Below are 3,738 nucleotides of genomic sequence, written 5' to 3'. Positions count from 1 at the left end.
GATAGTCGACGCTCCAATATGAGAATCGAAGTTGTATATCTTTCGGTTCAACAACCGAGAGGCCCGTCTCAATCAAAAGGGTGTAACGCTTGTCTGTCGGGTCCGCCGATTGAAAATAATTGCTCTCAATCGTGAAGGTGCCCATGTGGTGAGTGTCGGTTGCAAAATTTACGCCCCCAATTGGCCCCGCGCTGTAGCTGCTCACATAATCCAGATTGGTCGAATATTCGATCTCAAAGCCGTCGCCTGTCACTGTGGCGGCATTCGAAGCGAACGCGAAAACGGCTGCACAGACTGCCGTAATTAGCTTGTTAATCATTTGATATTCCATAGTTTGTATGCAACGCGGAATGCAGTTGCGCGGCTATTGGGCATGCATTCGCAGCTCACAAGCAATCCCTTGCTCTCAAGGGGAGGAACTTCGCTGTTCCGCCAAAACCCGAAGGGCGAGGCCGGAGTCTGGGCCTGCATGGCTCGCAGCCAACAGGCCACCGCGCCTGCGGTGAATTCGGTTGTCGCGGTAATCGAGCGCGACGCACTGAACAAGCCTGACGAGATKGACCGGCCGACCTCACGATGCGGGGCGTCGTTGGTCCAAGGGAACCATTCGGGAGGTGCGCCGCCGGTCGCCACAGTTCGGCAAAGAAAGAGCCCCCACAGGCCTTCGCATGTGAGGCTTTGATTTGGCTCCCCGTTCACTCGTGATCAGCAGTCCAACCCGCGGCGATCTCGGCGCCTCATGAATTGCACGCCCGCCACTGAAGCCAGGCCCAGTAGCAGAAGCTGGTAGGAAGCAAGCTCCGGCACCGTCGAGACACCGAAATAGAGATCCGTCGCCGAAGGCGTGCCGAGCAGGATGGCGCTGCCGCCAGCGTAATTCCCWTCATTCGACCAGTAGACGCCGTACCGCGCGGACGCCGCACTGACTTCAAAGCTGTACGGCTGGCCACTCTGCACCGCGACGTTGCCGACGTTGAACTCGATGAGCCCTACCCAGCCTTGCAACGTGCCGATGCGCGAGTCGACGTTGACCGTTGAACTCCCCAGCACGGGGCCATTGAAACCTTCTCCGGCATACAGATTCAGGGTCAGCGTCTTGTCCTGCGCCAGCTGGGAGTCAATGTTCATGTTGATCACCCATAGCGAGATGGATCCGACGCTCGACAGCGTGGGCGTAAACGACTGGCCGAACGGCTGGAAAGCCGCGATCTGGATCTGCCCCACCAAGGTATTCGGCGGGAGCAGCGGGATGGAGGCATCTCTTTCGGCATACGCCGGAGCCATGACTGCCACCGTCGAAACGGCAAGGAGGAATTTCTTCAAGGCGGCCATGTCAATCTCCGAATTAAAGGCGAACCGGCAGAAGCCGCCGGCGCGACAGCAAGGCCCGTGCGCCCAGCGTGCCGAGCAGCCAGGGGTCGGCTCAGGGATGGGGTAACCGTCAGCTCGAACGTGACCTTATTGCTGTGCAAAGGATAGTGGCCGCCAAGATTGACGCCCTCCCTAATGTGGCGCGCGTGTGGCCGCTTGGCTGGCCCTTTGTCTCAGTGGCAGCTCTCGCGGCACCTGTGCCAGTTCGTGGGCGTTTGGCTGGCGGTCGGCGTCTGCGAGAAGACAGGCTTGCGCGAGGGCTGACATCGACGCCAAGAAAGAAGCCCCATCCGCTTGCACGAATGAGGCTTGATTTGGCTCCCCGACCTGGGCTCGAACCAGGGACCTACGGACTAACAGGTGTATGTCCGACCTGTGCACGTTACGAACCAGAATTCGCGCTTCTGCGATACCCTGAGCGAGCCATGAAAGAAGAGTCTGTGAGCGCGATAGACGAGGAGCGTCTCATGCAGCTCATTGCCGACGTGCGAACGAAAGGGGAKGGGCACTTGAAATCGCCGGAGGGAGCTGCGTTGCTGGACCACATGAGTCGCGAGAGCGCGCTTGCGAAGTTTGATGACAACCACATGGTCTACGCCGGCGGCTCCGTTTGTTCGGCCCACATGAATGTGCTGGCCGACTGGTTGCTCGAGTATTCATCCGCCAGAGGGGTGGAGCCCCCGGTACGCAGGTTGGGCGAATTCCTGCGATCCAGCGATGTCGCCGCTATTCAGGTCGCCTTGCTGGCCGGGGTGCGGTTCAGCGAGCCGTTTTGTGTTACCGATTCACTCACGCTGGTTCCCATCGAAATGTTGAATCGCGGAGGCATCCGCCAATGGATGGACAGTGCTACCTTTAACCCACCCACCGGTCACTGGGACATGCTGTTGTCAAAGCAGTTTTGTCCGTCAGCTGCAGTAGTGAAGAACTTCAGAATGCCCTGTGGAATGACTCCGAGAGATGAGTATTTCACGCCTCTCGATAATCCACCTTCACTCGACTGCGAGCCGCGCGCTATCAAGGTGCTAAGCACATTGCTCACCGTGGTTGGACCGTCTGTAAACCAGCTGCTCACGGTGTGGTCGGAGCCTGATGAAGATGTTCCGGGACTTTTTGGCTTTGGAGGTGCTTACCCGCATTTGCTGTCGTCTTGGGAGCAAGGAGGGGAGACGCGAACGCTATCAGCTGAAGATTTGGCCGTGCTTCCGGATCTCTATAAACGCTTTGTGGCGTTGCCCGCCTCGTTTCAATCGGCGCTGACTATTGCTCTTGAGCGCCTCAATTCGTCGTTGCGGCGCCGCCAGCCTGTCGACCAGGCTATTGATCTTGGCATCGCGATGGAAACGCTGCTTCTTGATGGCAAGTCTCAGGATGGCATTGCGCTCCCGTTTCGGCTAAGGGGGGCCTACTTTTTGTCCCCAGAGAACGTGGAGGAGCGACTTCGGCTCGAGCGACTTTTCAATGCCATGTACGCCCTGAGATCAACTGCCGTTCATGACGGCAAGGTCGAGGATATTTGCAAGATCTCAGGCGACAAGGTCCCGAGCCTCTCGGTATTACGCGAATGTCAGGAACATTGCGCAATGCTGATCCGAAAGATCATCGTGTTAGGTCGAAGGCCTATGTGGGGGCAATTAATCCTTGGGGGCCCAGCCTGAGCGTCTTGGCGGGGAGCCTTAGGTCTAGACACCTCCGCCCCTGCTAATGTCGCTGGTCTTGCGCACCAATTCGACTTTGTTGAGTCGTTGGGCCGAACAACGCTTCGCGCTATTGAACTGGCTTCACTAGCAGGCATCCGCCACCAACTCCGGCGTGRCTTCCAGCGGGTCGAAGACGTTGTATCCCAGTGCCTGGATGAATGGCATGACCATGGCGTTCTTGGTCTCCTCTTCAGTCTGGATCAACGCTTTCGTGTTTGCGATGCGCGTTGACAGCACGCGTAGCTGATCGATGAAGTCCACTTTGTTTTCCTCCCTGATGCTGGACCAAGCACTTGTATCACTTGGTTAGCGTTTTGCTATTGGGAGGAAGCTTGAGCAGGTGCCAGCGCAAGTTCAAGCGCCGGTTCATCACCCGTGACCATCGCTGCGAGACGCGCAAAGAAAAAAGCCCCGCTGCTTGCGCAACGAGGCTTCTGATTTGGCTCCCCGACCTGGGCTCGAACCAGGGACCTACGGATTAACAGTCCGGCGCTCTACCGACTGAGCTATCGAGGAATTGATCGGTATTTTTGCTTGCCGTGCGGTTGCGGCTCGCTGTTGTTGCAAAGGCTGGCGATGGGCCAGCCTTTGCGGGTTTTCTGTGGCTCCCCGACCTGGGCTCGAACCAGGGACCTACGGATTAACAGTCCGGCGCTCTACCGACTGA

Annotated in this window: 4 protein-coding genes and 1 tRNA gene; 1 reads left to right on the top strand and 4 read right to left on the bottom strand. The window is 57.8% G+C overall.

All coding sequences use genetic code 11. The annotated features are described in order from the left end of the window. The coding region (locus AC1DU6_RS23280) for a hypothetical protein (RefSeq protein ID WP_477859940.1) at positions 1-319 on the bottom strand (319 nt) is incomplete at its 3' end. Positions 320-705: 386 nt separating this feature from the next. Then, positions 706-1,332 carry a hypothetical protein gene (locus tag AC1DU6_RS23275; RefSeq protein WP_477859938.1) on the bottom strand — a complete coding sequence of 209 codons (627 nt, stop codon included), beginning with the start codon at positions 1,330-1,332 and terminating at the stop codon, positions 706-708. A gap of 506 nt (positions 1,333-1,838) precedes the next feature. Between AC1DU6_RS23275 and AC1DU6_RS23270 the strand changes: the two genes are divergently transcribed. Continuing rightward, positions 1,839-3,029 carry a hypothetical protein gene (locus AC1DU6_RS23270; protein WP_477859936.1) on the top strand — a complete coding sequence of 397 codons (1,191 nt, stop codon included), beginning with the start codon at positions 1,839-1,841 and terminating at the stop codon, positions 3,027-3,029. Between the two features lie 126 nt (positions 3,030-3,155). Here AC1DU6_RS23270 and AC1DU6_RS23265 read toward each other — a convergent pair whose 3' ends face one another. Both AC1DU6_RS23265 and AC1DU6_RS23260 read right to left on the bottom strand, forming a co-directional pair. After that, positions 3,156-3,332, bottom strand: a complete 177-nt coding sequence (locus AC1DU6_RS23265) for a hypothetical protein (protein ID WP_477859934.1) — start codon at positions 3,330-3,332, stop codon at positions 3,156-3,158. A 179-nt stretch (positions 3,333-3,511) separates the two neighbouring features. Then, positions 3,512-3,587: transfer RNA gene (locus AC1DU6_RS23260), tRNA-Asn, on the bottom strand. Positions 3,588-3,738: the final 151 nt, after the last annotated feature.

This window comes from Roseateles sp. P5_B10 (genome assembly GCF_056400485.1).
The sequence above is the reverse complement of the archived record's forward strand: the minus strand, read 5'-3'. Positions and strand labels throughout refer to the sequence as shown.